Source organism: Ohtaekwangia sp., assembly GCF_036786105.1.
Taxonomy (GTDB): domain Bacteria; phylum Bacteroidota; class Bacteroidia; order Cytophagales; family Cyclobacteriaceae; genus Ohtaekwangia.
In genome coordinates this window covers 25,909-51,690 of record NZ_DAIQRQ010000035.1, presented here as the reverse complement: position 1 = coordinate 51,690, position 25,782 = coordinate 25,909, and the positions used below count along the sequence as shown (strand labels likewise).

Below are 25,782 nucleotides of genomic sequence, written 5' to 3'. Positions count from 1 at the left end.
TTCAGCCGCTGAGTCGAGGTACCGCTACCGATAAACTAGGACGTTTTAAAATGCAGCAGATTCCCGAGGGGGAGTATGATGTTACTATATCCTCCATCGGATATACATCTTCTACGCAACATATAACAGTCCGGCAAGGCGAGACAACCACGCTCAATATACCATTAGAGCCTGGTGATCTGTTGTTGTCTGATGTAGTGGTAACGGATCAACTCGATCACGGCATCAATAACATTTCGCAGATCGATATCAAACTTCGGCCGGTCAATACATCACAGGATATACTGCGGATGATTCCGGGGCTGTTTATAGCACAACATGCCGGTGGAGGGAAAGCTGAACAGATATTTTTGCGCGGCTTTGATATAGACCACGGCACAGACATCAACCTGGAGGTAGATGGGTTGCCGGTAAATATGGTATCACATGCCCATGGCCAGGGGTACTCTGATCTTCACTTTCTTATCCCGGAGTTAGTATCAAATGTAGATTTCAACAAAGGTCCATATTATGCTGACAAAGGCGATTTTACTACGGCCGGATATGCGTCATTTAACACAAAAAACTTCCTCGACCATAACCTTGTGAAAGTAGAAGGCGGTCGCTTCGGTACATTTCGAAACGTAAATGCGATTAACGTTCTTAACAAGGCCGGTGGCGAAAGACGCAACAATCTCTATATAGCGTCTGAGTACTTTCGAACGGATGGGTTCTTTGAGAACAACCAACATTTCAACCGGGTCAATATAATGAGCAAGTATAACGCATACCTGCGTGATAACGAGATGTTGACGATTGGATTTTCAACGTTTACCAGCGGCTGGGATGCTTCCGGGCAAATACCAGAACGCGCTGTAGAAAGCGGATTGATCTCACGCTTTGGCTCTATCGATCCTACCGAAGGCGGACAAACATCGCGCACCAATGTATGGATCAAACACGTAAAGACGCAACACGATGGCGGAATTTTTGAGAATCAGTTATACTATACAAAGTATAATTTCAATCTCATCTCCAACTTTACATTTTTCCTTCATGATCCGGTAAATGGCGACCAGATCACGCAAAGCGAATTGCGCAATATGTATGGCTATCATGGGCACTATACCCGTGAGACATTGATTGCCAATACTTCGCTTCAAAGTAAAGTGGGCATTGGATTTCGTTATGATGACATCCATGATATTCACTTATACCATACGCGTTCTCGAAAATTTATCAGCGACATTACGCGGGGTGATATTGATCAAACAAACCTGTATGCATACGTGAATGAAATGTGGCAGATCAATAACAAGCTCTCGTTCAATGCCGCGGTGCGATTGGATCACTTCACTTTTAACTATGCTAATGCGCTCACTACCGACTACCAACATCAAAGCGCAAGCAAACCTATTGTGTCGCCTAAATTCAACATCAGCTACAATGCCTCGCAGAATATTAATCTATATGTCAAAACCGGTATAGGATTCCATTCCAACGACACGCGCGTAGTAGTAGCTCAAAGTGGCAAAGATATACTGCCTAAAGCGTATGGTATAGATGTGGGTAGTACATTCAAGTTAGGCGATGATCTGTTGCTCAGTACCGCACTCTGGATGCTGGACCTCGACCAGGAGTTTGTATACGTTGGCGATGAAGGTGTTGTTGAGCCCAGCGGTAAAACCAGACGCAAAGGCATTGACGTATCGCTGCGCTGGCAGCTTATGCCGTGGCTATATTTTGATACAGACGTGAATCTGACCAAACCCAGATCGAAAGAAGCACCGGAAGGCCAGAACTTTATACCGCTTGCTCCCACTTTTTCAAGTATAGGTGGATTGACGGTTCGCCTGAAGAACGGATTGAATGGAAGTCTGCGGTATAGATACCTGGGCAACCGCCCCGCCAATGAAGATAACTCCGTGATAGCAAAAGGATATTTTCTTGCTGATGCCGTGGTGAAATATACCAGGCGCCATTTTGAGCTGAGCTTTACAGCGGAGAATTTATGCAACGTAGCCTGGAAAGAAGCACAGTTCAATACAGAATCGCGTCTGTATAACGAGACTGATCCGGTTACCGAAATACACTTTACTCCCGGAACGCCTTTCTTTTTCAAGACAGGTGTGAGCGTATTTTTCTAAATCTATAGCCACCCAATAAAAAAGCCCACGGTACCGTGGGCTTTCTATGATATAGATCATGATATCTTTATCTTATCATCAGATGTGAATTACTTCCCCATAGGCAGCAGCAGCTGCTTCCATAATAGCTTCGCTCATGGTGGGGTGCGGGTGAACGGACTTGATAATTTCATGACCGGTTGTTTCAAGCTTGCGTGCTGCTACAACTTCGGCAATCATTTCTGTTACGTTAGCTCCGATAAAGTGAGCACCTAACCATTCGCCATATTTAGCATCGAAGATCACTTTTACAAAACCATCGGTAGCACCGGCTGCTTTTGCTTTACCCGATGCGCTGAAAGGGAACTTACCCACTTTGATCTCGTAACCGGCTTTCTTCGCAGCTTCTTCAGTATAGCCTACAGAAGCGATCTCTGGCGAGCAGTAAGTACATCCCGGAATGTTGTTATAGTTGAGAGGCTCCGGATTCTGACCGGCAATCTTCTCCACGCAGATAATGCCTTCTGCGGAAGCAACGTGTGCCAATGCCTGGCCTTTCACAATATCACCAATAGCATATATACCGGGCACGTTAGTTTTGTAGAAATCATCTACTACCACCTTGCCTTTATCGGTTTTTACACCTACTTCTTCAAGACCTATACCTTCCAGGTTGGTTGCAACACCAACAGCCGAAAGAACGACATCAGCTTCGAGCTTGATCTCACCATCCGGAGTTTTTACAGTAGCAATACATCCGTTACCCGATGTATCTACTTTCGTAACTTCAGAGTTAACATAGATCTTCATACCATCTTTTTTGAAGATCTTATCCAGTGTTTTAGAAACTTCTTCATCTTCTACCGGTACAATGCGCGGCAGAAATTCAACGATCGTTACTTCTGTGCCAAGTGCATTATAGAAGTAAGCGAACTCCACGCCTATAGCACCAGAACCTACTACGAGTAATTTCTTAGGTTGTTCTTTCAGCACCATAGCCTCGCGGTAGCCGATAATCTTTTTACCATCGATTTTCATGCTTGGCAGCTCACGTGAACGACCACCGGTAGCAAGGATAATGTGCTTCGCTTCGTAGTCTGTTTTCTTACCGGCCGCATCGGTAACTTCTACTTTGCTGCCTTTTTTAAGTTTACCGAAGCCTTCAATCAGATCAATTTTATTCTTCTTGAATAAGAACTGAACGCCTTTGCTGTTGCTGGCGGCAACATCGCGGCTTCGTTTCACGATACCATCAAAGTCAGCTTTGAAGTCTTTTACTTCCACGCCATAGTCTTTCGCGTGCTTGATATATTCAAATACATTGGCACTCTTTAATAACGCTTTGGTAGGAATGCAACCCCAATTCAAACAGATACCACCAATCTCAGCCTTTTCTACCACACCCACTTTCATTCCGAGTTGAGATGCCCGAATGGCAGCAACGTATCCACCAGGACCACTCCCGATTACGATCAGATCATATTTTGACATAGCATAGTATTTAAAATTCGCTGCCAAAGATAATCGCTGACGCTACATTTACATAAACGTTTAAAAAAGGATTGTATACATTGAGTATTTAGGCTGATTTTGCGGGAATTGTCTATTTTTGACCCGCTTATCGGACCCGGCTGGATGTGCCGGGAACCTTAAACCTTGAATTTTTAAACATGAAACTTTTACAGGGAAAGACCGCCCTTGTTACCGGGGCTTCCAAAGGTATCGGAAGATCAATTGCCATCAAGTATGCTGAACAAGGTGCTAATGTTGCCTTCACATACCTGTCGAGCGTAGAGCAGGGACAGGCGCTGGAAGCGGAACTGGCGGCGAAAGGTGTAAAGGCAAAAGGTTATCGATCAGATGCTTCAGACTACGCACAAGCTGAAAAGCTGGTGAACGATGTAATTACAGATTTCGGTTCGCTGGATATACTGGTAAACAATGCAGGTATTACGCAGGATACTTTGCTTCTGCGCATGACAGAGGAAATGTGGGACAAAGTTGTCAATGTAAACCTGAAGTCATGTTTTAACACTGTAAAAGCTGTTACCAAACAGATGATGAAACAGAAAAGTGGTTCGATCATCAACATGACTTCGGTAGTAGGTCTCAAAGGGAACGCAGGTCAGGCAAACTATGCTGCTTCCAAAGCGGGTATCATTGGTTTTACAAAGTCGGTAGCGCTCGAACTTGGATCACGCGGCATACGCTCCAACGCTATAGCACCGGGCTTCATTGAAACCGAAATGACAGCCGTACTCGATCCTAAAACTGTACAGTCATGGCGCGATGCTATACCGTTGAAACGCGGTGGCAGACCTGAAGACGTAGCAGATGCCTGCGTGTTTTTAGGCTCTGATATGTCGACCTATATTTCCGGGCAGGTGCTGCAGGTAGATGGCGGCATGCTTACTTAGGAGTCGCTGGCTGCCAGCCTCTGGCCATGAGCGGTGTGGAAGAGTGATGACAATCGCCTAAATAAAATAGCGCATGCTTGAAAGCGTGCGCTATTTATTTATCAAATCATTTTATCGAGCGCACTCCCACGTCTCAACGATCACACCTCTGGCAACTCGAAACTAGCAACTCGCAGCTATTTCCTACGTTGCCCACGCTTTTCCGACTTCCGTGAGCGGTACGCAGCCTTTAAATGGCCCCGGTGCCTGATTATACTGTAATACTTCAGTTGCTCCGGGCTGACTGGTAAAGAAGCCAATAAGTGTGAGTTCTTTCATTTCAAGTATAAATGGCTTTTCACCACCACTACCGGCACGCCACCATCCAAAAGAAGCATCACCTGCTCCTTTTGACAGTGCTTCTTCATGATGTTTCTTTACCAGTGCTTTCTGTTCTTCCGGTTTGCATAAAGCAAATGCATCACCGTATGTCTTTTTGGCTTCTTCGTCAAACGCAGTGAGGCCTTTTATAACCCTGTCTTTATCTGCCTGCGGATATACCTCGTGCAGCATGCCATCTATAAATGCAGGAACGCCTGCATCTTTAGCACCGGGTGTTGATGTTTTGGGAATCAATACTTCAGCAAGTTCGGCAACCAGCAGAGCCTGTTCTTTGGTAAAGAATGCTGGCGTATAGTTAAGGTCTGGAGCTGCCTTACAACCTTGCAATAAGCCTGTTAGTGCCGGCCCTGTAATAGCATAGCCCAGTACCATGGCTGTGCGCTGTAATATTTCGCGTCTGTTCATGATCGTACTTATTTATATTAAACTATATATCTCTCTTATACCGGACTATTAAAGATTTCCTTTTTTCAATTCATTCACAGCATAATCGGCTGCTCGTGCCGTTAATGCCATATACGTAAGTGAGGGATTCTGACATGCCGAAGAAGTCATGGCAGCGCCATCAGTAACAAATACATTCGGTGCTTCGTGTACCTGGTTCCATTTGTTGAGCACTGAAGTCTTGGGATCTTTACCCATGCGTGCGGTTCCCATCTCATGTATACCGAGGCCCATGTTGTCGGCTACATCGTAGGTGCGCACATTTTTAAAACCGGTAGCTTCCAGCATTTCTGCGGCAGAGTCTTTCATATCTTTCCGCATCGCCTTTTCATTCTCTTTCCACTCAGCATCGATGTTGAGCGTAGGCAGTCCATATATATCTTTCTTATCGGTATTGAGCGACACTTTATTTTCATGATACGGTAAACATTCGCCAAAGCCGGTGATACCGATCTTCCATGGGCCGGGTGTTGTTAATGCATTCTTGAGTTCTTCGCCAAAAGCCATTTCAGCTACTCCCCGCGACCAGCTTTCTCGACTTGCACTACCCTGGTAGCCAAAGCCACGCAGATAGTCCGTACGTTTGTCGTTACCTATATTTCGGAAGCGTGGTATATATATGCCATTGGGTCTCCTGCCGATATAGTATTTATCCTCAAACCCTTCTACATCGGCTTCTGCTCCGGTGCGGTATTGATGATCCATCAGGTTGTGACCGAGTTGTCCGCTGCCTGCACCCAGCCCGTTGGCATGGGTTGTGGAAACAGAGTTCAACAGTATAAATGTACTACCCAGCGTAGAAGCATTCAGGAAAATGATCTTCGCATAAAATTCTATTTCTTCTTTTGTATTGGCATCCAGTACACGAACACCTGCAGCTTTACCCTTCTTATCGTCATAGATAACCGAGTGTACAATAGAATGAGGACGCAACGTCATGTTACCTGTCTTCATAGCGGCCGGTAATGTTGAAGCATTGCTGCTGAAGTATGCACCATACGGGCACCCACGATCGCACATATTTCGCGACTGACATACACCGCGGCTTTTATCGTGTGGCAATGGCGCTGTTAAGTGCGCTACGCGTCCGATTGTCAGCTTTCTTCCATTGAATTTCTCGGCAAGCTTGTCGCGAAAAACTTCTTCTACACAATTCAAATCCATTGGCGGAAGAAATTTACCATCGGGAAGGTGAGGTATACCTTCTGTGCGTCCGCTTACGCCAATGAATGATTCAACATAATCATACCAGGGTGCGAGATCTTTATAGCGAATAGGCCAATCAACACCTACGCCTTCTTTTGCATTGGCTTCAAAGTCAAGATCAGATAAACGATAGGTTTGTTTGCCCCACATAATGGAACGACCGCCGGCATGGTAGCCACGAATCCAATCAAACGGTTTTACTTCCGTATAGGGATTTTCCAGATCATTCACCCACCAATGTTTATTCGCCTGGTTTAGCCAATGCGTTCTGGATTGTACCGGATAAAATTTTAATTCTTCTTCTGTTAACCGGTTCGCATGCGGCAATTGCCAGGGGTCTTTTGTCATGGTGGGGTAATCAACCTGATGCTTTACATCTCTGCCTCTTTCCAACACCAGGGTTTTCAATCCTTTCTCTGTGAGCTCCTTGGCTGCCCAGCCTCCGCTGATGCCCGTACCTACAACAATCGCATCGTAAGTATTTTGTTTTTGCGCGTCAATATTAAGGTTCATGGTCTGGTTTAATTTGAGAAATCAAGTTAACGACTTAATTCACCAGTGAAAATATTTAGCATGCTTTTTACATGGACAGAGTCTTTTAAAACAGATTAATGTATTTTTATCTGTCAATGGTCATGTATGGAAAGTGAAATCCTTCATTTAGCACACGCGCTGCAAAACACATTCGAAAAAAATGCGTGGCATGGCCCTGCTGTGAAAGAAGTATTAGCGGATATTACTCCACAGCAAGCGCACCATCGCCTTCCCGCAACTCATAGCATTATCGAGTTGGTTGCACATATGACTGCCTGGCGTACGTTTGTAACGCATAGGCTGCGGGGCGATACAGATTATAAAGTAAGTGATGAACAGAATTTTCCTACACTATCAGATTGGAATATAGTGGTACGCAATCTGGAAGAAAGCCAGGCCGCTCTTTTGCAGGCACTGTTACAATTTCCGCAACAGCGGCTGGATGAAAAAATTTCTCCTGGAGAATATAACTATACATTTTACACGTTGTTATCTGGAATTATACACCACGATCTATACCACCTGGGGCAGATCGTTCTCCTGAAGAAAACGATATGAAAGGTTAACAGGATGGAGCGAATGGGTACGACTGACGTTAAACTGGAAGAAGGAAAGGCTTTGTTACGCGAGGCATTTGCATGCCGCATCAACAATCTTCAAAAAAGTATAGCCCTGGCAGAACAGGTTGTAAAACTGGGCGAACAGGCCGACAGCAGCGAGCTTTGTGCGTTGGCCAAAAATCAACTGGCACTGTATCACATGATACTCGGTGAGCATCAAAAATCATTGTCGAATGCAGAAGAAGCACTAACGTTCTTTGACTCACATCACGATCTTAAAGGCATCGGTGACGCCAAATATGCCATTGCCGGTGTGCACTACAAAACTGACAATTTTCATTTGGGGTTAATCTTCCTGCTCGATTGCCTTTTTTTATATCGCAAGATCAGCGACCACTATAACGAAGCGAGGGTACTGAAATCGCTGGGTACGATCTACGAATACCTCGATGATCAGGAAAATGCCATTGACTCGTACCTGAGCTCTGTTGCCGCCAGTAAATTAGCGGGCGACCCTACGCTGGAGTCTAATGCTTACAACCCGTTATCCGGTATATATCTCAAACGCGGTCTGCACGACCTGGCGCTCGCTACTATAGAAAAAAGCATTTCACTAAAAGAGCAAACGAACGATGTGCGCGGACTCGCCTTTGCGCTCTACGGCCGGGGAAAAGTATTTATCAAGCTTAAACGCTTTGACGAAGCCCTGCAGGATCTCAACCATTGTTTGAAAATACAGCTTGAGGTTGGCGACAAGTTAGGCATAGCCATGGCCTATAATAAATTAGGTGTGTTAATGCATGAGCTGCGTCAATTTGAAGAGGCACGAAAATTACTTTTGCTCGCACAACAGGTGGCCGATCAGTATAACATCCGGGTTATACGCTACAAATCGGTATATAATCTGCACCATGTTGCCAAAAGCGAAGGTAAATTAGATGAGGCGTTGCATTTTCTGGAGCAGTATATACACATCAAGGAAGCGATTATTGCCACGGATACACACAAAACAGTAAAGAGTTATGAAGCAATATCGAAAGTAAAGGTATTGGAGCTTGAAGCAGAGATACAACGTAGCAAAACCGAGATCATCGAAAAGAAAAATGCAGAACTCGATTCATTTTTTTACCGGGTATCGCACGATTTGAAAGGACCTATATCTTCTTTGCTTGGCTTGAACAACCTGATGAAGTATGAGGTAAAAGATGAAAAGCTGCAGAAGTATATAGATATGTATCAATCACAGATTCTGCGTATCGATAACATTGTGCTTGATCTCATCAACCTCACACGGATGAATCATGCGGAAGTAAACAAAACAAAGATCGATTTTGAAACACTGCTGCACGACTGTATTAACACCTATCAATTTCTCGACAACTTCAAACGCATATCATTTAAAATAGAGATCGAGCCCAACCTGGAATTTTACTCAGAATGGGCCATAGTAAATACTATTTTACAGAATCTCATTGAAAATGCGATCAAGTATTCCATGCCTGATAAGGAGCCAATTGTTCACATTTCCATTGCGCGTGATGAGCAATCACTGATCATTATTGTCACGGATAATGGCATTGGTATAGATCCACTATTGCAGACGAAAGTGTTCAATATGTTCTTCCGCGCCAACGACCGTGTGGAGGGAACCGGCCTTGGGCTATATATACTAAAGCGTGCGGTAGAGCGGCTTCACGGCGATGTATCGTTTAAAAGTGAAGTTTTTCAGGGAACATCTTTTACGGTAAAACTGCCATTTTTTGGCCGCCAGTCTATACTGTAAGGCATTTACTAACGGTTGTATGCAGTTATAACAAAAAAAATTTTCCGGTCGGGCTTGGAAACAACTTTTTCAGGCTCTACGTTTGTGACATCAAAGTCGAATAAGCACTCTTGCTTGATCGATTTATAAAGAAGCGCGGAGAGACAGGCTCTGAGAAGCGCTAGCAACCACTCCCAACAGGGAAAAGGTGCTAAATCCTGACTCCGGTGTGGATGGTCCACGCCGGGAAATATAAACCGATGAAAATGAAAAGCATCATCAACAACATCATTTCAGGAAAAGGCTTGCATAGCCTTCGTGCTTATTTATCCGAGACATTCAACATCATCATTCGTAATTTCATTTGCATGTGCGCCAACAACGCGTGTTGTTGCACGTGCTGTTGCTGTTAATCTTTAAGCGCACCGCTTTCAGCAACACACTAGCCTCACGATCTGCCAGGTGACAGGCACGGTTACGGCTACATCAAAAATTCTTTTTCTTAAAACAATTACGACAACCCAACAAATATATAGTTATGTCAAATTTACATTTCGAAACCCTTCAATTACATGCAGGCCAGGAGATTGATCCCACCACCCGCTCCCGTGCTGTGCCCATTTATCAGACTACGTCCTATACATTCAAAGACTCTGAACATGGCGCTAATCTTTTTGCCTTGAAAGAATTCGGCAACATCTACACGCGCATCATGAACCCCACCACAGATGTTTTTGAAAAACGTATTGCAGCGTTGGAAGGCGGAGTAGCTGCACTGGCTACCGGCTCCGGGCAAGCTGCACAATTTCTTGCCTTGAATAACATTCTGCAGGCAGGCGACAATTTTGTTTCTACTTCATTTCTTTATGGCGGCACGTACAACCAATTTAAAGTTGCTTTCAAGCGACTGGGTATAGAAGTGCGTTTTGCAGAAGGCGATAAAGCAGAAGCATTTGAAAAACTGATCGACAAAAAAACAAAGGCATTGTTTCTTGAAACGATTGGTAACCCCGGTTTTAATATACCCGACTTCGAAGCGATTGCTGCGGTTGCCCGCAAGCATGATCTGCCATTGATAGTAGACAATACATTTGGTGCTGCCGGATATTTATTCCGCCCGATTGAGCATGGAGCCAATGTAGTGGTTGAATCTGCTACGAAGTGGATTGGTGGCCACGGCACCTCTATAGGCGGAGTTATTGTAGATGGAGGGAACTATAATTGGGGCAATGGAAAATTCCCGCAGTTCACAGAACCATCGGAAGGTTATCATGGCTTGAAATTCTGGGAAGTATTCGGTGAAGGAAATCCTCTTGGTTTACCGAATATAGCCTTCATCATCCGCACACGCGTAGAAGGTCTTCGCGACTTCGGCCCCTCACTGAGTCCTTTCAACTCATTCCTGTTACTGCAAGGTTTGGAAACACTTTCCCTGCGCGTGCAACGCTCTGTTGACAATGCGCTTGCCTTGGCACAATGGCTTGAACAACACGATCTGGTGGAGAGTGTAAATTATCCGGGCCTTACCAGCAGCACCTATCACAAGCTCGCTAAAAAATATTTACGCAATGGCTTCGGCGCTGTGCTCTCTTTCACATTAAAAGGCACCAAAGAACACACCGCTAAATTTGTAGACAGCCTGAAGCTCGTAAGCCATCTGGCAAACGTAGGCGATGCAAAAACACTGATTATACAGCCTTCGGCCACTACGCATCAGCAATTAACCGAAGAAGAGCAAATCACAGCAGGTGTATTGCCAACATTATTAAGAATCTCTGCAGGGATAGAACATATAGACGATATCAAAGCCGATCTGCAGCAGGCGTTTGAGAAAGTATACCAGGGCGAATTAGTATCCTAGTTTAAGTTTTAAATAAGCATCCGTCCTCTCTCCTTTACCGGAGAGAGGGAGCGGATGAAGCACTGCCACCACCATGGAAAAACACGATCACACCTTTCATTATCATCATCCATTTGAATTGGAGTCGGGCAACATACTTCCCGGCTTTCAGCTGAAATATACCACACTCGGTAAACTCAACCACGACCGCTCTAACATTGTATGGGTATGCCATGCTTTAACCGGCAGTTCTGATTTTACGGATTGGTGGGGTGATCTGTTCCGTGCCGGAAGTGCTTTCGATCCTAAAGATCATTTCATTATCTGTGCGAATATATTGGGTGGATGTTATGGATCTACCGGGCCTCTTTCAATCAACCCCGAAACCGGCAAACCATTCTACCACAGCTTTCCGCTGATCACCAACCGCGATGTAGTTCGCGCGTTCGATCTTCTTCGTCAGGAATTGCAGATCGAGAAGGTATATACCTTATTGGGTGGATCGCTCGGCGGACAGCAGGTAGTGGAGTGGGCAATACAACAACCTGAAGTTTTTGAGTATATAATTCCCATGGCGTGCAACGCATTCCATTCTCCATGGGGTATAGCATTCAATGAAGCACAGCGATTGGCTATAGAGGCTGATCCTACGTGGAAAGAGAATGATATACGTGCCGGATCAGAAGGACTCAAGGCAGCACGCGCCATCGGGATGATCTCGTACCGTTACTATGAAACATTCAACCAGACACAAGCTGAAAAGACCAACGACAAACTGGATGAATATCGTGCGGCTACCTATCAGCGTTACCAGGGACAAAAACTGGTAAACCGTTTCAATGCATTTTCTTATTGGACGCTTTCTAAAATTATGGACAGCCATAATGTAGGGAGAAGCCGTGCCGGTATAAAAGAAGCTTTGCATACTATAAAAGCCAAGACACTGGTCGTAGCCATCGATACAGATTTTCTTTTCCCGGTAGGCGAGCAGAAATTTCTTGCGGAAAATATACCACAGGCGCAATACGCTGAACTTACGTCACTGTATGGGCACGATGGATTTTTAGTAGAGTTCGAGCAATTGGACACGATCATAAAACAGTTTTATCAACAGAGAAAATTTAGCACGGTATTATCATGAGAAGAAAATTGAAGTTAGGTCTCTTTGGATTCGGATGTGTGGGTCAGGGTCTGTATCACGTTTTGCATGAAACACATGGTGGTGTTCAGGCAGAGATCAAAAAAGTTTGTGTAAAGAGTAAAAACAAAACACGTCCGGTAAAGGATGATTTCTTTACGTTCGATAAAGAAGAAATTCTGAATGACGCAGAGATCGATGTAGTAGTTGAGCTGATCGATGATGCAAACGCTGCTTACGAAATTGTAAAAACCGCACTGGAACGCGGAAAGGCTGTAGTAACGGCCAATAAAAAAATGCTGGCCGAACATCTTGAGGAAATATATAATCTCCAACAGAAATACGGCAAGCCTGTTTTGTATGAAGGTGCTGTTTGCGGAAGTATACCCATTCTCCGTAACCTGGAAGAATATTACGACAATGATTTATTAAACAGCATTGAAGGTATATTTAACGGCTCGACCAACTATATATTAACAAAGGTTTTCGATGAGAAGAAGACCTATGCCGATGCCCTGAAGAAAGCGCAGGAGCTTGGCTTTGCCGAAAGCGACCCCAGCCTCGATGTAAAAGGATATGACCCAAAGTATAAACTGGTAATCGCGATAGCGCATACATTCGGTTTATTCACAAAACCGGAAGATGTAATTAATATAGGCATCGATAAAATCTCTGACCTTGATCTGAAATTTGCCCGCGACAATAATTATACTATAAAACTGATTGCACGTTCTTTCCGCCTTGATAATAAGGTATACGGTTTTGTAGCACCTCAATTCATTGAAGCACACAATCCACTGGCATCCGTACGCAACGAATACAATGCCGTACAAGTGCAGGGAGCGTTTGCTGAAAAGCAACTCTTTATTGGTAAAGGTGCAGGAAGTTACCCAACCGGATCAGCTGTACTCTCCGATCTTTCTGCTCTATCGTACGACTATACGTATGAATATAAAAAACTGCATCAGGCCGATCGCTTCGAATTCTCCAACGAGCTAATTGTTGAAGCCTATATCAGCTTTGATGAAAGTACAAAGGTCTCCATCAACGACTTCGAACAATTTCAATCTGGCTATGCTGCCAATGGCAAGCAGTACATGGTGGGCCAGGTAAAATTATCAAAACTCAAACAATGGTCGCAGACACCCGGTATTGGTATTATTCTGGCGCCCAACAGTCAATTCATTCCTGTTAAAACATCTACGCGGCAGGAAGCATTGTTGGCATAACATATATATTACGGGGTTTCTAATGGAGGAACCCGAAAAAAAACATTGCAAAAATAGACCGTATATCAACGGTCTATTTTGCTTTAACAGGGCTTTTTGTTAACTATGTTAATACCAATCAAAAGCCCCTAAACCTGAAAAGAGTAGCTGCTATATTCTTTCTGCTTGTTTTCCTGTTTAACACAGGGGGCTACTATCTTGTATTCTGGTGCATTAAACAACAAGCAAAAGAAGATTTTCTCGCCCGTTTACATGCCTCCGATTATAGTCAGCACGAGTCAATTATACTTGCCATTCCATTCTCTCTTCCTTATCCAGTGAGCGATGGCAGTTACCAACCTGTGCATGGAGATTTTGAATATGGGGGTGATTACTATAAGCTCGTAAAACAAAAACTGGAAAACGATACGTTGTTTGTGGTTTGCATAAAAGATAAAGAAGCCAGGCTTATTGAAGAATCGCTTTCTGATTACTCCAAGCTAGCTAATAATTTACCGGTAGGTTCAAAGCAGGCTTTCAGTTTTCTGGCCAAGATCTTTAAAGATTATCAATCGAACGAGAAGCTTTCTGTATCACCGCTTCATGCCTTCACCTCGCAACAATACTTTGCGGTAACAACAGCTCCTGTTCAGGAAAGCGATCGCTCCATCGACTCACCGCCTCCTGAACTTTACAGCTAATCCCCACGCTCTTTTGTTACCATGATATAGTTTAACAACTATATGTTGTTACTACGCTATACTTTATCTTATTATCATTATTAAATCTGAATACAACCCGATTTGCTTTGCGGACTGGAGTTGATTATTCGTATACTCTAAATATACTTTATGAAAAAGAATCTTTACTTACTGTTTATAGTTATATGCGCTTTTATATCTATGAATACTACCGTCTTTGCGCAGGGATGCGTTGCCGTACGAAACATGTCTTCCTGTTCGCTGGTATTCGATAGTACAAGCCGTGGTGGCTGGCAATTCTCTATGAACTATCGCTACTTTAAGTCATTCCGGCACTTCACAGGCAAGGAAGAAGACAAGGAACGAATTGAAGAGAACACGAACGTTATCAACCACGATAACTCCATTATTCTGGGTGCCAACTATACCATCAACAGCCGGTGGTCAGTATCCATTGGCGTACCGATGGTATATATCGATCGTTCTTCACGCCCGCGTGATGCGAATGGACAACGTGTACCAGAACGCCACTATGTAACATCAAAAGGTCTCGGTGATATTCGCCTGATGGGTTATTATTCTGTTATTCCTGCCAGCCACAAAGGAAATCTTATGGTGGGCTTAGGTGTGAAGCTGCCTACCGGTAACTATAACTTTCAGGATGATGCGTATGTAAATGGAACGTTTGTAAGAAGAGCGGTGGATCAATCCATTCAACCGGGTGATGGTGGCCTGGGTGTAATCCTTGAAGTAGATCTCCTCCGCCAGGTTCAACGCAATGTGTTCGTTTATACCAACGGATCATACTTGTTCAACCCTCGTAATACCAACGGCACGTTGACAAATCGAAGCAATCCCTACGAAGCGGTAATGTCAGTGCCTGATCAATTGTTCCTCCGCGCAGGTGCACGCTACGTAATTAAAAAATTCCAGATAGGTGTGGGAGGTCGTGTAGAAGGTATACCCGTTCATGACCTGATCGGCAAGAATGATGGCTTCCGAAGACCCGGCTATATTATTTCGGCAGAACCTTCTGCCATGGTAACATTCGGCAAGCACATTATCGGTATAAACTTCCCGATAGCGCTGGTGCGTAACCGTACCAAGAGCGTGGCAGACCAGCGTCTGCAGGATCAGAACAATGACGGTAAAGATGTACATGGCGATGCTGCCTTTGCAGACTGGCTGTTGTCTGTGTCGTATGCCATTCGCTTTGCGAAATAAGTATAACTCTATATGCTGAAAACAAAAAGGAGAGCCGAGGCTCTCCTTTTTGTTTTCATTTTTTCATTATCTATACTATATCAGTTAGCCTGCTCTGCATGTTCTACTCTCAAGCCCACAGCTAATATGCCCTGTAGGGTGTCTGTGCGCATATACTGCTCGAACTTCACTTTATATTTACCCGGTTTGGCGAATTGATAATTCTTGAGCAGTAATATCCGGTGATCATATATATCTCCCAGCCCACTGTTACCAAGAGGTTTTCCGGATTTGGCATCAAACAGAAATTCATTAATGAGGTTTTTCTGAATTTGATTGCCGATGGAATCCTGCAGATAGTAAGTCATAAACAAGCGCGACCATGGATAGGAAACGGCATTGCGCACATTGCCATATACATTATAGCGGATACCGGGATTCTGAATGGTAAATTCAAATTCCGGTTTATCATTCACCAGCCAATAGCCTTTTTCAAAGTCGGTATATTGTTCATATACCCGGTTATCATCGCATCCTGTTACAAGGATAGCCATGATCAAAACGATCCAGCTAAACCTCATGATTGATTTCCCGGCTTGGGTTTATTTTGATTGCCGCCTCCGCGGTTGTCACGATTCGGCCTGTTCTCACGCGGTCCCTGATTACCCTGGTTAGAGCGATTTTGGTTCTGACGATTCTCGCGCGGTCCCTGCACATCGCCTTGCCCCTGATTAGGGCGCTGCTGACGATGCTCGCGCTGGCCTTGCTGCTGCTCTCCCTGCCGAGGCTGTTTACCTTCGCGTGGTCCTTGTATATCTCCCTGACCACCGCGGTGCTGGTTCTGCTGGTTCTGCCGATTCTCGCGATTGCCCTGATTGCCACGATTGCTCTGGTTAGCCTGAGTATTGCCTTGCTGTGATTGACTATTGGGATTACCGCCTTTGCCCTTTTTCTTCTTGTTACGCGACTTGTTTTTGAATCGCTTATCCATCTGATCAAGGTCGCTGTTAAGCGGGCCTACCGTAATTTTCTCTTCTACCACATCAATCTCCAGCGTAGCAGGTCTTTTACCTTCCTGGTTCATGCGCAGAATGTGATTCACGCGCTCGATGTTCAACGGATACCAGGTGTTTTCTTCCTTGAATCCAAACCACATGATCTTGCGGAATATATCCGTCTTTTGCAGAATAGCTTCACCTTTTTCGGTAAGCAATGGAGCTTCTACCTTCGGTATATTTTCCAATGCTTCCATATATGTCTCCAGTTCATAGTTGAGGCAGCACTTCAATCGGCCGCATTGTCCGGAGAGTTTACTTGGATTTAATGAAAGGTTCTGGTAGCGTGCAGCGCTTGTAGCAACGTTCTTAAAATCGCTCAGCCAGGTCGAGCAGCACAACTCGCGTCCGCATACACCTATACCTCCCAGGCGACCTGCTTCCTGGCGCAGGCTTATCTGCCGCATCTCTACACGAATCTTAAATTCACCCGCGAGTAATTTTATAAGCTCACGAAAATCTACACGATCATCGGCAGAATAAAAAAAAGTAGCTTTGATATTGTCGGCCTGGTATTCAATATCCGAGAGCTTCATTTCGAGTTTAAGATCACGAATGATCTCACGCGTGCGGTATAGCGTTGGCATCTCACGCTTCTTCACCTCTTCAAATTTCTCGAGGTCTTTCTGATGTGCAATACGGTATATCTTTTTGATCTCACCATCATTGGCAATCTTCTTCTTTTGCATCTGCAGGCGAACAAGTTCACCCTGCAACGATACATACCCTATATGATGGCCATTGGGTACTTCCACCACCACCGGATCGCCCGTGGTGAGATTGAGCTTGTCTGTATTTCTGAAAAATTCCTTGCGACCGTTCTTGAAGCGAACTTCTACCACATTGAATCTGTCTTCCGTTGGCATATCCATATTCGACAGCCAATCGAATACATTCATTTTATTACAACCACCTGTTCCGCAGGCGCCGTTGTTATTGCAGCCGGCTGTTTTGCCGTTCTTGTCCTTTACGGATCCACATGCGCATCCCATGGTCTTAAACTTTATAGTTTAATAAATCCTGTCCTATATCCTTACGGAAATACAGGCCGTCCCATTCAATCTTTCCGGCTGTCTCGTATGCTTTCTCTCTGGCTTCGTTCAGTGAGTTTCCTTTGCCGGAAATAGCGAGCACACGTCCACCTTCTGTTACTACATGTTCCTGGTGTTGTTTGGTTCCTGCATGAAACACCAGCGCACGCGAATGATCAGGATGTAAACCACGTATTACTTTTCCCTTCTCATATTCTCCCGGATAGCCACCCGATACCAGTGCAATAGTAACAGCATGCTGCTCATCGATCTCAATGGTTTTACCTTTCAGCGTACCTTTTGCAGCAGCCACCAGCAGATCAAGAAAATCACTCTTGATGCGTGGCATTACGGCTTGCGTTTCCGGGTCGCCCATACGGGCATTGTATTCAATCACATACGGAGTTCCACCAACATTCATCAAACCTACAAAGATGAATCCCTTATAATCGATACCATCCTTCCGCAAACCTTCTATAGTCGGTTTTACCACTTCATCTTCCACGCGCTTCATAAAGGCACGGGTAGCAAATACAACGGGCGAAACAGCTCCCATTCCACCTGTATTGGGGCCGGTATCACCATCGCCAATGCGTTTGTAATCTTTTGCTTCAGGAAGAATAACATAATCCTTTCCATCGGTAAGCACAAAAACAGAAAGCTCAATGCCATTGAGAAATTCTTCGATTAACACCTTGGCACTGGCTTCACCAAATTTCTTGTTCACCAGCATTTCCTTGATGACTGCCTTTGCTTCTGCCTGACTCAGGCTGATGATAACACCTTTACCTGCTGCCAAACCGTCTGCTTTAAGCACAATAGGAGGCTTGCAGGTAGCGATATAGTCGAAAGCCTGTTCGAGATCTTGTGCCTGAAACGTGCGTGCCTTGGCCGTAGGAATGTTGTTGCGCACCATAAACTGCTTGGAGAAGTCTTTGCTGCCTTCGAGCTGCGCCCCGATTTTGCCGGGGCCTACCATCAATATACCGCTCAGTTTGGGATCAGCCTCAAAGAAATCGCGGATACCTTTTACGAGAGGAGCTTCTGGACCTACTACAACCAGATCAATCGCTTTATCCAGGCAAAACTGCCCGAGCTTTGCAAAATCATCTGCATGGATCGCTACATTCTCGGCCACCTGTGCTGTGCCTGGGTTACCGGGGGCTACATAAAGTTTATCGCACTGTGGACTTTGTTTTATTTTCCAGGCCAGGGCATGCTCCCGACCGCCATTACCAATTATAAGTATATTCATGAAATTCAAAATCTTGTTGAATCCCAAAGATAGTCCCGAAATCGTTTAAATAAAAAATAGCTGGAAGCTTCTGGCTACCAGCCATCGGAGGTATACTTTGGTTATGCAGTGATCCTTATTCGATATTCGAAATAATGCTGATGAGGGAAAGGGAAGTTGACAGCAATAAAAAAACGTGAACGGAGGCCCATTCACGTTTCTCTGATAACGATTAACCGATAACGGCTATCTCTAATTAGTTTGCATATTCTGACATGAACTTGATGCGCATCATCCGGATTTCTTCTTCAGAGTAATCTGCGATCGAATCATCATTGAGCGCTGCTTCGAGGTCATCCGTCTCTGCGTTCATAAAGTAGTCATGTATATCGTCTTGTTTGTGTTGATCGAGCACCTGGTCGATGTAGTAGTTCAGATTCAGCTTCGTTCCCGAATAACAGATGTTCTCGATTTCCGTCAGCATATCTTCAAACGACATGTTGATGGTTTCTGCGATCTCTTCGAGATCCACTTTGCGATCGATCTGCTGGATGATGAAGATCTTGGTCTTCGATTTATTAACCGATGCCTTTACAACTACTTCGCTGGCAGTCTCAATATCATTCTCGTCAACATAGTTTTGAATAACTTCCAGAAATTCTTTTCCGAACTTATTCACTTTACCCATGCCTACACCGTTTACCTGCGCGAGGTCGTCTTTGGTAGTAGGATAGGTTGTTGCCATCTCTTCGAGTGACGGATCCTGGAAGATCACATACGGAGGCAGGTTCTTCTCTTTCGCAATCTTCTTACGAAGGGTCTTCAGTATTTCGAAGAGCTTCACGTCATACGACTTTGTATTAACCGGTGTACGCTCTGCTGATTCCTCCTCTTCATCAACCTCGGTGGTGAAGTCGTGATCTCGCGCCAGCTCAATAGCATGAGGCTTCTTCAGGAAATCTTCACCCTTATGCGTGATCTTCAACGCCCCTATATTATCGATATCTTTTTCGAGATACTGGTAAATGAGTGTTTGACGGATTACAGATTTCCAATAGTCGGCATCTTCGTCTGCACCTTTGCCATATACTGACAGGTCGAAGTGACCGTAGCTTTTTACATATTCATCTTCTACACCACGAATAACATTTACCAGGTGATTCAAGCCAAAGCGTTCGTTGGTTTGCTTGGTTGCCTGCAGTACAAACTTCACAGCTTCGCTACCATCAAAACGTTCGCGTGGATGCACGCAGTTGTCGCACATACCACAGTTTTCCTGTTTATACTCTTCACCAAAGTAATGCAGCAGTTGTCTTCTGCGACATACCGGAGATTCGGCATAGTACTCCATCTCCTGCAAAAGTATACGCGCATTCTCACGCTCTTGTACCGGCTTGTCTTTGTTGAACTTTTCAAGTTTGTTCAAGTCGTTATGACTATAGAACATTAAGCAAAGTCCTTCGAGACCATCGCGACCCGCGCGACCGGTTTCCTGATAATATCCTTCGAGTGATTTGGGTACATCGTAGTGAATCACGAAACGAACATCCGGTTTATCTATACCCATACCGAATGCGATGGTTGCTACGATGATATCAACTTCTTCATTGAGGAAGTCGTCCTGGTTTTTCATACGCACATCCGGGTCGAGACCGGCATGATATGGCGCTGCCTTAAACCCATTTACGTTAAGTAACTGTGCTATTTCCTCAACCTTCTTGCGGCTAAGGCAATAGATCACACCCGATTTACCTTTGTGATCTTTCAGAAATTTGATGAGCTGCTTCTTCGTCTCTTTCTTTGGACGAACCTCATAGTATAAATTTTTGCGATTGAAGGAAGAGATGAAAACATCTGCTTCTTCCATTTGCAGGTTCTTCTGTATATCTATCTGTACCTTCGGGGTAGCGGTTGCTGTAAGTGCAATTACCGGCATATCACCGAGGTTCTGAATCATGGCTTTAATTCTTCTATACTCCGGACGAAAATCGTGTCCCCATTCTGATATACAGTGAGCTTCATCAATAGCAACAAAAGAGACATTTACTTTCTTAAGAAATTCTATAGTCTCTTCCTTGTTCAATGATTCCGGTGCAACGTAAAGAAGTTTTACGTTACCATTCATACAATCCTTCTTCAGCCTGGTAATTTCACTTTTACTAAGTGTTGAATTGAGGAAGCGTGCGTTTACTCCGTACGCGTTCATCTGATCAACCTGGTTCTTCATAAGAGCAATGAGTGGCGATATAACAATCGCTAATCCATCATTGATCATGGCAGGCAATTGATAGCACAAAGATTTACCCGCCCCTGTAGGCATTATGACAAATGTATTCCTTCCATCCAGCAAGTTGCGGATAATCGTCTCCTGATTTCCGCGAAACTGGCTATACCCAAATATCTGCTTGAGTCTTTCTTTTAGCGCATCTTTCTCTTCGACCAACATCATTTCGTCTTGATAAGTTATATCTTTGTCCGTAAACAAAGCTAATTTTGAAAAGGCATTGAATTTAGGAAAAAATATTAAAAAAATTGCACAGGATGTATTAATAAATGAATCCTTAGCAATTCAGAATCTCACCAATTTTATTGATGACGATTTCGAAGCCTGTGTTAAAGAAATTTATTCCGCGAAAGGCCGCGTTGTCATAACAGGCGTTGGCAAAAGTGCCATCATCGCCAATAAAATTGTTGCTACGTTAAACTCCACTGGTACACCTTCAATTTTCATGCATGCTGCCGATGCAATTCACGGCGATCTCGGCATGATTCAGAAAGAAGATATAGTGATCTGTATCTCTAAAAGTGGTAATACACCAGAGATCAAAGTTTTAGTTCCCCTACTCAAACGAAGAGGCTCAAAGCTTGTTGCTTTAGTTAGCAATACAAATTCATATTTAGCACAGCAAGCCGATTTCGTGTTAAATGCAACGATTGCAGAAGAAGCATGCCCGCATAACCTTGCACCCACTACAAGTACTACTGCACATCTGGCCATGGGTGATGCACTCGCTGTAAGCCTGCTTGAAATACGCGACTTTACCAGTCGCGATTTTGCAGAATATCATCCTGGCGGAGCATTAGGCAAGCAGCTATATCTGAAAGTATCAGATGTATTTACCAACAACGCTTTACCGCTCGTAAAACCAGAGGCTCCGTTAAAGGAGGTTATTTTGGAAATTTCATCAAAACGACTTGGTTGTACTGCTGTGGTAGATGCTGACAAAAAGCTATTGGGAATAATTACCGATGGTGACTTGAGACGTATGCTTGAAAAGAACACGAATCTGGCCGACATCCAGGCATCTGAGATTATGACCCGTTCTCCGAAAAGAATTGAAAAAGATGAATTTGCCGTGAAAGCCTTACATCAAATGCAGGAGAATAATATTACGCAACTTCCCGTAATGAGTGGTGATCATATTGTAGGGTTCATACACCTCCACGACTTGCTCAAAGAGGGAATTGTCTAAAAAATTAAAAAAAACTTTCATAAAATTCTGCTACTACCGTCTTTTGTAAAACGTCTTACTACTAAAACTAAATGAACAAAAACTTATATGTTGTGCTTATGGCCGGTGGCGTAGGCGTGCGCTTTTGGCCCTATAGCCGCAATTCTAAACCCAAGCAATTTCTTGATGTGCTGGGCACTGGTAAAACCCTTCTTCAGTCTACGTTTGAACGCTTCCTGCCTATATGCCCGGCGGAAAATATATATGTAGTTACCCATGAGGAGCATGCTTCACTCGTTAGGCAGCAACTTCCTCAGATCATGGAAGATCAGGTGCTGACAGAACCTATGCGCAAAAATACGGCGTGTTGTATAGCGTACGCGAGTTATAAAATTGAGCAACGCGATTCCAATGCAGTAATTGTAGTTACCCCCTCCGATCATCTGATACTAAAAGAGGCGGAATTCCTCGATGTGATCAAGAAAGCTGCTGACCAGGCTAAGAGCCAGGATAAACTCATAACACTGGGCATTACTCCTACACGGCCTGAAACAGGTTATGGCTATATACAGTATCATACTGAAAAAGTTTTTGCCAAAAAGGTGAAGACGTTTACTGAAAAACCGGAGTTATCGCTGGCCAAGAAATTTTTAGAGAGCGGTGATTTTGTGTGGAACTCCGGAATTTTCATCTGGGGCGTAAGAGCCATTATCAATGCTTTTCATGAACATTTGCCAGAGACAGCAGAAGTGTTTGATGATATCGTTAAACCGAAACTCGGCTCAGCAGAAGAAAAGGAATCCATTCTCTCGGCTTACTCGCAAAGCAAGAGTATATCTATCGATTACGGCATTATGGAGAAGGCGGGTAATGTATATGTATGCCTTGGTAATTTTACATGGAGTGACTTGGGATCGTGGGGATCAATCCACGAGATTTCCGATAAGGACGACAACAACAATGTATTGGCTGCTAACGCACTGACTTACGAAACACGCAACAGTATTATTAAAGGCTCTCCTGATAAACTGATTGTTGTGCAGGGATTGAACGGCTATCTGGTAGGTGAGTTTGGCAACGTATTGATTGTTTGTGAGAAAGATAAAGAGGAGCAATTCCGCAAGTTCGTGAACGATGTGAAGACACGTCCAAATGCAAATGAGTTTATTTAATAGCTCTCCCACAGATTACACAGAACTACACAGAATACTTAAGAATATATTTTCTGTGTTTTTCCGTGAGTTCTGTGGGATTTGCTTTTACGTAAGCAGTTCAAGCAATCGTAATTGATTTGCAGCTCTTACTAAGTTCTGCCCGGGATACGTTGTTTGATAGTATATATCTCCGTTCAGGAAATCGGTCAACATACGAAGGCCCATAATATAGGTCATCATCTGCCCGGAAAATTCTATTGACATTTTCTCTTCTTCCGTAAGTATATTGTTCATTTCGGAGAGATATCCTTTTACCACGGCATCGTATATATTTTGCCGCAGGCGGATTTGTGACGGGTCTTTTACTTCTTCATCCACCGGACTAACAAACGTGCGAATCATATCGCCGAGGTCGTAGATAAAATATCCGGGCATTAACGTATCAAGGTCTATCACGCAAACATCTTTTCGTGTAGTGGCATCAAACAGTATATTATTGATCTTGGTATCGTTATGCATAATCCTCAATTTAAGCGCGCCACCTGCTACTTGCGCGCGGTAATGATCAACCAGGTATATATAGCGTTGAGCGATAGCAATGGCTGCAGCCGCCTTCTCTTTGCGCTCTGCAGAAGTTTTCAGCAAAGCTTCTTCAAATTGCTCAAGTCGCCAGGTAAGATCATGAAAGCGTTCGATGGTAGCATGGAACAACGAAGTATCAGCGCCTGCTAACTTTTTCGTAAGACGAGCAAATCCACTGGCGGCATTAAATGCTTCCTGTTCCGTTTCCACTTTATTAACGGTTATTGTATTGTTTATATAGGGGAACAATCGCCAGGGGAATCCCTCATCATCATACATCATCTCCTGGCCTGCGCGTGTTCGTACTGGAGAAAGAAACAAATAATCTGGATGATGCTGTGCCAGATAGCTTGCAGCCGTGCGAATATTGCCTGCTACTACGTCAGGTTGTTTGAATACCTGCTTGTTCAGCCGCTGCAGTACATAGGAGATGCCGTTCGTTAATTTATAGGTATGATTAATATAGCCTGCGCTGATGCGATCAATGCTAAAGTCGCCAGCGGCAAGACCAAATGCCTGTAAAATATTTCTCAACTCCATGTAGCAAAATACAAATGAAATGATGCTATAAAAAAACAGGCACATGTAAATCTACATGTGCCTGCTGATGGTCTAAAACAGAATGCTACCAGAGTTTCTCGGGGTAATCGCCTTGCCTGATCAATGCCTTGATCTTAGACGATACTTCTTCTTTGTCTTCTTTATAGGTAACGCCAAACCAGATGTTTCCGCCACCGAGCACTTTTACTTTGCCGATGCCGCGGTGAATGAGCTCGTTTACAATTAGCGGTATATAAAACTCAGACTTCAGGTTTGAATGATATTCTTTTAAGAAGTCGTCAAACATCGATGCTGCCAGTTTGAACACTTCAGGATGAAAGCCCCAGAAGTTCATAGAAGTAGGTGCGTTCGGGTCGAGTATTCGATCGCCTTCTTTCTCTCTCGAAATGATCTTGCCATTTTCCTGCACAATGGTAGTGCGCTCGACAACCGATTGGAGATAACCGTCTTTATCCGCTTCGCCAACACCACGCGAAACGCTGCCATGCTCCGATAACACTTTGCTAAGCGTGAAGCCCACCATAGCATGAGCACCGGTAGTATCGCTCTTAAAATAGTTTGCTACCGATGCAAACGCATCCTTACCATAAAAGTCATCGGCATTAATGGCAATAAAAGGTTCATTAATAACATCTTTCGCGCATAACAGGGCATGGCCTGTGCCCCATGGTTTTGTGCGTTCTGCATTTTTATACTGAGGCGGGATCAACTTATCTATCGACTGTACTACAAATTCTACTTCTACTTTCCCCTGAAGCTTGGGTAAAAATTTTTCTTTTACGGTTTCGAGTATCTCATCGCGCACGATAAAGACAACTTTTGTAAAACCTGCGCGAACAGCATCAAAAAGGGAATAATCCATAATAGTTTCGCCATTCGGGCCGAATCCATCGATCTGTTTAATGCCACCATAGCGGCTCCCGATACCAGCTGCCATAACGAGTAGAGCCACTTTTTTTTGTGTGCGATTTGGTGTGTCCATTGTGTTTTAGTTTATTTCAGAAATATTAGAGCTTGGTGTTTCCGCAAACACTCGCATTTGAAGCGGTTTATTAGGTTTTATCGGAAGTTCATAGGATCTTCCGGAAATGGCTTGAAAGGGGCTTTCAAAAAACACCACGATTGTTAAAAAATTATAAGGCGCAAAAATAAAAGTTTTAAGAAGAAAGCGGTGTGTATAAGGCACACACAATCATAGTAACCACCTAAACCTT

The 25,782-nt window shown here is 44.1% G+C and carries 20 protein-coding genes and 1 riboswitch; of the genes, 11 read left to right on the top strand and 9 right to left on the bottom strand.

The annotated features are described in order from the left end of the window. Positions 1 to 2,126 (top strand): TonB-dependent receptor (locus tag V7Q33_RS14860; protein ID WP_333820328.1); only part of this gene is annotated, 2,126 nt, incomplete at its 5' end. A 78-nt stretch (positions 2,127 to 2,204) separates the two neighbouring features. Here the strand turns inward: V7Q33_RS14860 and lpdA are convergent. Next, the gene (gene lpdA, locus V7Q33_RS14855; RefSeq protein WP_333820327.1) at positions 2,205 to 3,596 is read right to left on the bottom strand and encodes a dihydrolipoyl dehydrogenase; all 1,392 of its coding nucleotides are present in this window, start codon (positions 3,594 to 3,596) and stop codon (positions 2,205 to 2,207) included. A gap of 179 nt (positions 3,597 to 3,775) precedes the next feature. Between lpdA and fabG the strand changes: the two genes are divergently transcribed. Further along, positions 3,776 to 4,522, top strand: a complete 747-nt coding sequence (gene fabG / locus V7Q33_RS14850; protein ID WP_333820326.1) for a 3-oxoacyl-[acyl-carrier-protein] reductase — start codon at positions 3,776 to 3,778, stop codon at positions 4,520 to 4,522. Between the two features lie 183 nt (positions 4,523 to 4,705). Here fabG and V7Q33_RS14845 read toward each other — a convergent pair whose 3' ends face one another. Beyond that, positions 4,706 to 5,308: a gluconate 2-dehydrogenase subunit 3 family protein gene (locus V7Q33_RS14845; protein ID WP_333820325.1), complete on the bottom strand. Its 603-nt coding sequence runs from the start codon at positions 5,306 to 5,308 to the stop codon at positions 4,706 to 4,708. A gap of 48 nt (positions 5,309 to 5,356) precedes the next feature. Next, complete coding sequence (locus V7Q33_RS14840; RefSeq protein WP_333820324.1) at positions 5,357 to 7,066, bottom strand: GMC family oxidoreductase; 1,710 nt, start codon at positions 7,064 to 7,066, stop codon at positions 5,357 to 5,359. Positions 7,067 to 7,192: 126 nt separating this feature from the next. Here V7Q33_RS14840 and V7Q33_RS14835 point away from each other — a divergent pair, with 126 nt between their 5' ends. From V7Q33_RS14835 to V7Q33_RS14805, 7 genes are all read left to right on the top strand, one after another. Next, positions 7,193 to 7,645: a DinB family protein gene (locus V7Q33_RS14835; RefSeq protein WP_333820323.1), complete on the top strand. Its 453-nt coding sequence runs from the start codon at positions 7,193 to 7,195 to the stop codon at positions 7,643 to 7,645. A 21-nt stretch (positions 7,646 to 7,666) separates the two neighbouring features. After that, entirely contained in the window at positions 7,667 to 9,430 is a 1,764-nt protein-coding gene (locus tag V7Q33_RS14830) for a tetratricopeptide repeat-containing sensor histidine kinase (protein ID WP_331975476.1), read from the top strand. A 120-nt stretch (positions 9,431 to 9,550) separates the two neighbouring features. Beyond that, a riboswitch (SAM riboswitch) is annotated at positions 9,551 to 9,668 on the top strand. A 279-nt stretch (positions 9,669 to 9,947) separates the two neighbouring features. Then, positions 9,948 to 11,270, top strand: coding sequence for an O-acetylhomoserine aminocarboxypropyltransferase/cysteine synthase family protein (locus V7Q33_RS14825; RefSeq protein WP_331975478.1), 1,323 nt, complete (start codon positions 9,948 to 9,950; stop codon positions 11,268 to 11,270). A gap of 73 nt (positions 11,271 to 11,343) precedes the next feature. Beyond that, positions 11,344 to 12,390 (top strand): homoserine O-acetyltransferase family protein, encoded by a 1,047-nt coding sequence (locus tag V7Q33_RS14820; RefSeq protein ID WP_331975480.1) that lies wholly within the window; start codon positions 11,344 to 11,346, stop codon positions 12,388 to 12,390. Next, positions 12,387 to 13,616 carry a homoserine dehydrogenase gene (locus V7Q33_RS14815; protein WP_333820322.1) on the top strand — a complete coding sequence of 410 codons (1,230 nt, stop codon included), beginning with the start codon at positions 12,387 to 12,389 and terminating at the stop codon, positions 13,614 to 13,616. The genes V7Q33_RS14820 and V7Q33_RS14815 overlap by 4 nt, the downstream gene beginning before the upstream one ends. A 317-nt stretch (positions 13,617 to 13,933) precedes the next feature. After that, positions 13,934 to 14,296 (top strand): hypothetical protein, encoded by a 363-nt coding sequence (locus V7Q33_RS14810; protein WP_333820321.1) that lies wholly within the window; start codon positions 13,934 to 13,936, stop codon positions 14,294 to 14,296. A gap of 201 nt (positions 14,297 to 14,497) precedes the next feature. After that, positions 14,498 to 15,520: a hypothetical protein gene (locus V7Q33_RS14805; protein WP_333820320.1), complete on the top strand. Its 1,023-nt coding sequence runs from the start codon at positions 14,498 to 14,500 to the stop codon at positions 15,518 to 15,520. 80 nt (positions 15,521 to 15,600) lie between these two features. Here the strand turns inward: V7Q33_RS14805 and V7Q33_RS14800 are convergent, their stop codons facing one another. The 4 genes from V7Q33_RS14800 to recQ all read right to left on the bottom strand — a co-directional run bounded on the left by V7Q33_RS14800 (position 15,601) and on the right by recQ (position 21,265). Next, complete coding sequence (locus tag V7Q33_RS14800) at positions 15,601 to 16,053, bottom strand: gliding motility lipoprotein GldH (RefSeq protein ID WP_331975487.1); 453 nt, start codon at positions 16,051 to 16,053, stop codon at positions 15,601 to 15,603. Positions 16,054 to 16,076: 23 nt separating this feature from the next. Beyond that, a complete protein-coding gene (gene ricT / locus V7Q33_RS14795; RefSeq protein ID WP_442945957.1) occupies positions 16,077 to 17,546 on the bottom strand; it encodes a regulatory iron-sulfur-containing complex subunit RicT in 1,470 nt (489 codons plus the stop codon). 4 nt (positions 17,547 to 17,550) lie between these two features. Continuing rightward, positions 17,551 to 18,840, bottom strand: a complete 1,290-nt coding sequence (gene purD / locus V7Q33_RS14790; protein ID WP_333820319.1) for a phosphoribosylamine--glycine ligase — start codon at positions 18,838 to 18,840, stop codon at positions 17,551 to 17,553. 235 nt (positions 18,841 to 19,075) lie between these two features. Next, positions 19,076 to 21,265 carry a DNA helicase RecQ gene (gene recQ, locus V7Q33_RS14785; RefSeq protein WP_331975513.1) on the bottom strand — a complete coding sequence of 730 codons (2,190 nt, stop codon included), beginning with the start codon at positions 21,263 to 21,265 and terminating at the stop codon, positions 19,076 to 19,078. A gap of 58 nt (positions 21,266 to 21,323) precedes the next feature. Here recQ and V7Q33_RS14780 point away from each other — a divergent pair, with 58 nt between their 5' ends. Both V7Q33_RS14780 and V7Q33_RS14775 read left to right on the top strand, forming a co-directional pair. After that, positions 21,324 to 22,292, top strand: coding sequence for a KpsF/GutQ family sugar-phosphate isomerase (locus tag V7Q33_RS14780; RefSeq protein WP_331975515.1), 969 nt, complete (start codon positions 21,324 to 21,326; stop codon positions 22,290 to 22,292). A 71-nt stretch (positions 22,293 to 22,363) separates the two neighbouring features. Further along, a complete protein-coding gene (locus V7Q33_RS14775; protein ID WP_331975491.1) occupies positions 22,364 to 23,443 on the top strand; it encodes a mannose-1-phosphate guanylyltransferase in 1,080 nt (359 codons plus the stop codon). An 87-nt stretch (positions 23,444 to 23,530) separates the two neighbouring features. Here V7Q33_RS14775 and V7Q33_RS14770 read toward each other — a convergent pair whose 3' ends face one another. Beyond that, on the bottom strand, positions 23,531 to 24,547 hold the full coding sequence (locus tag V7Q33_RS14770; protein WP_333820318.1) for a phosphotransferase enzyme family protein: 1,017 nt from the start codon (positions 24,545 to 24,547) through the stop codon (positions 23,531 to 23,533). A gap of 85 nt (positions 24,548 to 24,632) precedes the next feature. Further along, the gene (locus tag V7Q33_RS14765; protein ID WP_333820317.1) at positions 24,633 to 25,550 is read right to left on the bottom strand and encodes a nucleotidyltransferase family protein; all 918 of its coding nucleotides are present in this window, start codon (positions 25,548 to 25,550) and stop codon (positions 24,633 to 24,635) included. Positions 25,551 to 25,782 lie beyond the last annotated feature (232 nt).